Origin of the sequence: Sphingopyxis sp. RIFCSPHIGHO2_12_FULL_65_19, from assembly GCF_001830555.1 — a bacterium.
Classification (GTDB): Bacteria; Pseudomonadota; Alphaproteobacteria; order Sphingomonadales; family Sphingomonadaceae; genus Sphingopyxis.
Map to the genome: position 1 here is coordinate 49820 of NZ_MIAM01000023.1, position 6307 is coordinate 56126.

The following is a 6307-nucleotide window of genomic DNA, read 5'->3' on the forward strand; positions in this document are numbered from 1 at the left end:
ATACGGAGATTTGAATGACCAAAGCCGCCATCCTGATCGAACCGGGCAAGCCGCTGTCGATCGAAGACATCGTCGTTGCCGATTGCGGCCCGCACGAGGTGCGCATCCGTACCGCCGCGTGCGGGCTCTGCCATTCGGACCTGCATTTCATCGATGGCGCCTATCCGCATCCGCTGCCCGCGATTCCCGGCCACGAAGCGGCGGGTATCGTCGAGGCGGTCGGCAGCGAAGTGCGCACGGTGAAGGTCGGCGATGCGGTCGTCACCTGCCTTTCGGCGTTCTGCGGGCACTGCGAATTTTGCGTCAGCGGGCGCATGTCTTTGTGCATGGGCGGCGACACGCGCCGCGCCGCCGGATCGGCCCCGCGCATCACGCGCCCCGACGGATCGCCGGTAAACCAGATGCTCAACCTGTCGGCCTTTGCCGAGACGATGCTCGTCCACGAACATGCGTGCGTCGCGATCGACCCTGCGATGCCACTCGACCGCGCTGCCGTCATCGGCTGCGCAGTGACGACGGGCGCGGGAACGATTTTCAACGCGTGCAAGGTGACGCCGGGCGAGACGGTCGCGGTCGTCGGTTGCGGCGGCGTCGGCCTCGCCACGATCAACGCCGCGAAGATCGCGGGCGCGGGGCGGATCATCGCCGCCGATCCGGTTCCCGAGAAGCGTGAACTCGCAAAGAAGCTGGGCGCGACCGATGTCGTCGATGCGCTGTCGGACGATGCCGCGAAACAGATCCTCGAAATCAGCAAGGGCGGTGTCGACCATGCGATCGAAGCGGTCGGACGCCCCGCCTCGGCGAGCCTTGCGGTCGCGTCGCTGCGCCGCGGCGGCACCGCGACGATCCTCGGCATGATGCCGCTGTCCGAGAAGGTCGGACTCAGCGCGATGGACCTGCTTTCGGGCAAGAAATTGCAGGGTGCGATCATGGGCGGCAACCGCTTCCCGGTCGACATCCCGCGCCTCGTCGATTTCTACCTGCGCGGCCTGCTCGACCTCGACTCGATCGTGGCCGAGACGATCCCGCTGGCGAAGGTCAACGAGGGTTTCGACAAGATGCGAAAGGGCGACGCCGCACGGTCGGTGATCGTTTTCGACCAGTGACGTTAGACGCGCAAAAGGCCTTCAGCGGCACGGTCGCGCCGGAGGGCGCCGATGTGCTTGACGAGGCGAAGCTGACGGCGTGGATGGAAGCCCATGTCGAAGGCTTTGAAGGCCCGCTGACGCAGGGCAAATTCGCCGGCGGCCAGTCGAACCCGACCTACAAGATCAGCGCGCCGTCGGGCAATTATGTGCTGCGGCGCAAGCCGTTCGGACCGCTGCTCCCCTCCGCACACGCCGTCGATCGCGAGTATAAGGTCCAGTCGGGCCTGTATAAGACGGGTTTCCCGGTCGCGCGCCAATATGGCCTTTGCACCGACGATGATGTCGTCGGCAGCTGGTTTTATGTGATGGGGATGGTCGACGGCCACACGATCTGGGACGGCGCGATGCCGGGATCGACGCCCGAAAATCGCCGCGCGACCTATGAAGCGATGATCGACACGCTCGCGGCGCTGCATAATGTCGATATCGAAGCCGCGGGGCTGTCCGACTTCGGCAAGCCCGGCAATTATTTCGGACGCCAGGTCGATCGCTGGACCAAGCAATATCGCCTCGCCGAGACCGAAACGATGGACGAGATGGAGCGGCTGATCGCGTGGCTCCCCGCGACCCTGCCCGAACAGACGCGCACCAGCATTGTCCACGGCGACTATCGCATCGACAATATGATCTATGCCAAGGATCGACCCCAAGTGCTCGCGGTGCTCGACTGGGAATTGTCGACCTTGGGCGATCCGCTCGCCGATTTCACCTATGTCGCGATGGCGTGGGTCACCGAAAATGGCGGCCGTTCGGGGGTCGAGGATCTCGACCGCAAGGCGCTCGGTATCCCCGAATTGGACGAGATGGTCGCGCGTTATTGCGCCGCAACCGGACGCGACGGGGTGCCCGACATGAACTGGTATTTCGCCTATAATTTCTTTCGCCTCGCCGGGATCATCCAGGGCATCAAGAAGCGCGTGATCGAGGGCACGGCCTCTTCTCAACACGCAAAGGACATGTCCGAACGCGTCCGTCCGCTCGCCGAAAAGGCGTGGGACTTTGCAAGGAAGGCCGGCGCATGAGTCTGTTCGATATGAGCGGCCAGGTGGCGCTAATCACCGGATCGTCGCGCGGCATCGGCAAGGCCACGGCGGAAGCGATGGCCGAGCAAGGCGCGAAGGTCGTGATTTCGAGCCGCAAGCAGGATGCGTGCGATGAAACCGCGGCGGCGCTCAACGCGCGGTTCGGCGCAGGCACGGCGATTTCGGTCGCCGCGAACATTTCGTCGAAAGACGACCTCCAGAATCTCGTCAACGAGACGCGCGCCGCCTTCGGCAAGATCACCGCGCTCGTCTGCAACGCCGCGTCGAATCCCTATTATGGACCCGGCCTTGGCATCACCGACGACCAGTTCCGCAAGATCATGGACAATAATATTTTGTCGAACCACTGGCTGATCACGATGGTCGCGCCCGAAATGCTCGAACGCGGCGAAGGGTCGATCACGATCATCAGCTCGATCGGCGGCCTCAAGGGATCGCCGATCATCGGCGCTTACGGCATCTCCAAGGCCGCCGATATGCAGGTCGCGCGCAATTTTTCGGTCGAGTTCGGGCCAAAGGGTGTGCGCGTCAACTGCATCGCGCCGGGCCTGATCCGCACCGACATGGCGCGCGCCTTGTGGGAAAATGAAGAGAATCTGCGGCGCTCGACCGCAGCCTCGACGCTGAAGCGCATTGGCGAGCCGCACGAGATTGCGGGCGCCGCAGTTTTCCTTGCCAGCAAGGCGGGGGCATTCACCACCGGCCAGACCATCGTATGCGATGGCGGCGCCACGATTTCGGGAGGCGCATGATGGGCGCATTGGACGGCAAGGTTGCGATTATCACGGGCGCGGGCAGCGGCATCGGCCGCGCGAGCGCGCTGCGCTTCGCCGCCGAGGGGGCGAAGCTCGTCATCGGCGACAAGAGCGCAGCGGTGCATGAAACGGCGCAAATGGTGAAGGATGCGGGCGGCGAGGCCGTCGCGCTGGAGATCGACGCGGGGGTCGAGGCCGATGTCGCGAAGCTCGTCGCGACCGCGAAGGATAGCTTCGGCGGGCTCGACGTCGCGTTCGCCAACGCCGGGATCATCGGCGACATGGGCGGCATCTTCGACTTCGATCCCGCGGCCTGGGCCGAGACGCTGCGCGTCAATCTGATCGGCCCCGCGCTGATGGTGAAACATGCGGGCAAGGCCATGGTCGACCAGGGCCGTGGCGGCGCGATCGTGCTGACCGCGAGTGTCGCCGGGATCAATTCGGGCGCCGGTCCGGGTGCCTATTCGGCGTCGAAGGCGGGGGTGATCAACCTTGCCAAGGTCGCGGCGCAGCAGCTGTCGACCAGCGGCGTGCGCGTCAACGCGGTCTGCCCCGGCCTGACCGAAACGGGCATGACCAAGCCGACCTTCGATTATGCCAAGGCGAAGGAGGTCACGCACAAGCTGGGCCAGCTCAATCCCTTGAAGCGTGCCGCACAGCCTGAGGAGCTTGCCAATGTCGCGCTGTTCCTCGCCAGCGATCAGGCGAGTTACGTCAACGGACAGGCGATCGCGGTCGACGGCGGCCTCACCAGTTCGCATCCGGTGACGCGCCAGTTGCTCGGCCAGACCTCGCACTGATAGGCAGCCACGCATGACACATGGATTCGACACGACGCGGCTGGACCGCATTCCCGACTTCCTCGCCGCCAAATATGTCGGCACCGGCCGGTTACCCCATGCCGCGACGCTCGTGTCGCGGCGCGGCGAGATCGCGCATCTTTCATGCATCGGCGAGGCGCGGCCGGGCGAAGCACTGAAAGAGGATGCGATCTTTCGCATCGCCAGCATGACCAAGCCTATCACCAGCATCGCCTTCATGATGCTGGTCGAGGAGGGCAAGGTTGCGCTGAGCGATCCGCTGGTGAAGTTCTGCCCCGAGTTCAAGGACACCGGCGTGTTCGTCGCGGGCGGCGGCAATGTGCCGTTCCTGACGCGGCCGCCCGCATCGCCGATCCGCATGGTCGACCTGCTGCGCCATACGGCGGGGCTGACCTATGGTTTCCAGGAGCGCACGCCGGTCGATGCCGCTTACCGCAAAGCACGGATCGACGATTTCGACGCCGATTATTCGATGGACAGCTTCATCGCCGACCTCGCGAAAATCCCGCTGCAGTTCGACCCCGGCGCGCACTGGAATTATTCGATGGCGACCGACGTGCTCGGCGCGGTGATCGAGCGGATCGAGGGCAAGCCCTTTGCCGAGGTTTTGCAGGAGCGCATCTTTGGCCCGCTCGGCATGGTCGATACCGGGTTCAAGGTGCCTGCCGAGCAGCAGCACCGGCTGGCCGATGCTTATGCCTTTCACCCCAAAGACAAGATGCAGGGCTTTGACGAAGGCGCGCGCAGCCGCTGGGCGAAGGATCGCAGCTTTCATTCGGGCGGCGGCGGGCTCGCCTCGACGCTCCACGATTATCACCGCTTCTGCCTGATGCTGCTGGGCGGCGGCAAGCTGGGCGATGTGCGGATCATCAGCCGCAAGACATTGGACCTGATGACCTCGAACCATCTTCCCGGCGGCGGCGATTTGACGCAGCACAGTGTCGGCATCTTTTCCGAGGACGAGAATGCGGGCGTGGGGTTCGGGCTCGGCTTTGCCGTCACGCTCGACCCGGCGCGCGCCGGCATTCCCGGCTCGGCGGGCGATTTTTACTGGGGCGGCATGTTCTCGACCGGCTTCTTCGTCGATCCGGTCGAAGAGATTTGCATGGTCTTCATGACCCAGCTGATGCCCTCCTCCACCTATCCCGTGCGGCGCGAGGTCAAGACGCTTGTCCACGCCGCGATTGATGACTGACATCCAGACCCAAGGAGTTCTCCCATGACCGATGAAACCCCAGTATCCGTCACGATGGAAAAGGATGGCGAAATCGCCGTCATCATCGTCAACAACCCGCCGGTGAACGCGCTGAGCTGGCACGTCCGTCAGGGACTCGAAGATCATTTCGCCGCGGCGCTGGCCGATGACAGCGTCAAGGCGATCGTGCTGCGCTGCGCCGGGGCGACCTTTATCGCGGGCGCCGACATCAGCGAATTCGGCAAGCCGCCGCGCGGTCCCGATTTCAACGCGGTGCTCAACAGCATCGAAGCGGCGTCGAAGCCGGTGGTCGCGGCGATCCACGGCACGGCGCTCGGCGGCGGTCTGGAAACCGCGCTCGTCTGTCATTACCGGATCGCCGTTCCCTCGGCGAAGCTCGGCGTGCCCGAAGTGAAGCTGGGCCTGCTGCCCGGCGCGGGCGGCACGCAGCGCCTGCCCCGCGTCGTCGGCGTCGAAGCCGCGGCGACGATGACATCGACCGGCGACCCCCTGCCCGCCGCCAAGGCGAAGGAGCTCGGCCTTGTCGACGAACTCGCGGGCGAAGACAGCCTGGCGGCCGATGCGATTGCTTTCGCCCGCGCCAAGATCGCCGACGGCCCGCGCCCGACGCGCGAACGCCCCGTGTTCGGCGATGTCGCGGTGATCGAACAGCTCAAGACCGCCAACGCCAAGCGCTGGCGCGGGTTCGAGGCGCCCTACGCTAACCTTGCCTGCGTCGAAGCAGCGACTCGTCTGCCCTTCGACGAAGGCCTCGCATTCGAGCGCGAACAGTTCATGAAGCTGATGTTCGGCAGCCAGTCGGCGGCGCAGCGCCACATCTTCTTCGCCGAACGCCAGGCGGCGAAGATCGACGGCCTGCCGAAGGATACGCAGCTGCGCGACATCAAGAAGGTCGGCATCATTGGCGCCGGCACGATGGGCGGCGGCATCATGATGAACTTCCTGCAAAAGGGCATCCCCTGCACGATCGTCGAGATGCAGCAGGACGCGCTCGACCGCGGGCTCGGCGTCGTGCGCAAGAATTACGACGCCTCGGCCGCCAAGGGCCGTTTCAAGCCCGAGCAGGTCGAAGCGATGATGGGGCTGATCACTCCGTCGCTTGAACTGGACGCGCTGGCCGACTGCGACCTCATCATCGAAGCCGTCTATGAGAATATGGACGTCAAGAAGGACATATTCGGCAAGCTCGACAAGATTGCGAAGCCCGGCGCGATCCTCGCATCGAACACCTCCTATCTCGACATCGACGAAATCGCGACCGCGACCAGCCGCCCCGGCGACGTGCTCGGCATGCACTTTTTCTCGCCCGCCAATGTGATGAAGC

At 64.6% G+C, this 6307-nt stretch carries 6 protein-coding genes; all 6 read left to right on the top strand.

The window, feature by feature from the left end:
• Positions 1-14: 14 nt before the first annotated feature.
• A complete protein-coding gene (locus A3E77_RS06985; RefSeq protein ID WP_293644444.1) occupies positions 15-1106 on the top strand; it encodes a Zn-dependent alcohol dehydrogenase in 1092 nt (363 codons plus the stop codon).
• On the top strand, positions 1103-2170 hold the full coding sequence (locus A3E77_RS06990) for a phosphotransferase family protein (RefSeq protein ID WP_458574419.1): 1068 nt from the start codon (positions 1103-1105) through the stop codon (positions 2168-2170). Before A3E77_RS06985 ends, A3E77_RS06990 begins: the two co-directional genes overlap by 4 nt.
• The gene (locus A3E77_RS06995; protein WP_293644446.1) at positions 2167-2943 is read left to right on the top strand and encodes an SDR family NAD(P)-dependent oxidoreductase; all 777 of its coding nucleotides are present in this window, start codon (positions 2167-2169) and stop codon (positions 2941-2943) included. Before A3E77_RS06990 ends, A3E77_RS06995 begins: the two co-directional genes overlap by 4 nt.
• A complete protein-coding gene (locus A3E77_RS07000) occupies positions 2943-3746 on the top strand; it encodes an SDR family NAD(P)-dependent oxidoreductase (RefSeq protein WP_293644448.1) in 804 nt (267 codons plus the stop codon). Before A3E77_RS06995 ends, A3E77_RS07000 begins: the two co-directional genes overlap by 1 nt.
• 13 nt (positions 3747-3759) lie before the next feature.
• Positions 3760-4962, top strand: a complete 1203-nt coding sequence (locus A3E77_RS07005; RefSeq protein WP_293644450.1) for a serine hydrolase domain-containing protein — start codon at positions 3760-3762, stop codon at positions 4960-4962.
• A gap of 24 nt (positions 4963-4986) precedes the next feature.
• The coding region (locus tag A3E77_RS07010) for a 3-hydroxyacyl-CoA dehydrogenase NAD-binding domain-containing protein (RefSeq protein ID WP_458574420.1) at positions 4987-6307 on the top strand (1321 nt) is incomplete at its 3' end.

Coding starts and splice junctions, on each gene's coding strand:
- A3E77_RS07005 (WP_293644450.1), top strand. CDS start 3,760: ATGACACATGGATTCGACACGACGCGGCTGGACCGCATTCCCGACTTC.
- A3E77_RS07000 (WP_293644448.1), top strand. CDS start 2,943: ATGGGCGCATTGGACGGCAAGGTTGCGATTATCACGGGCGCGGGCAGC.
- A3E77_RS06985 (WP_293644444.1), top strand. CDS start 15: ATGACCAAAGCCGCCATCCTGATCGAACCGGGCAAGCCGCTGTCGATC.
- A3E77_RS06995 (WP_293644446.1), top strand. CDS start 2,167: ATGAGTCTGTTCGATATGAGCGGCCAGGTGGCGCTAATCACCGGATCG.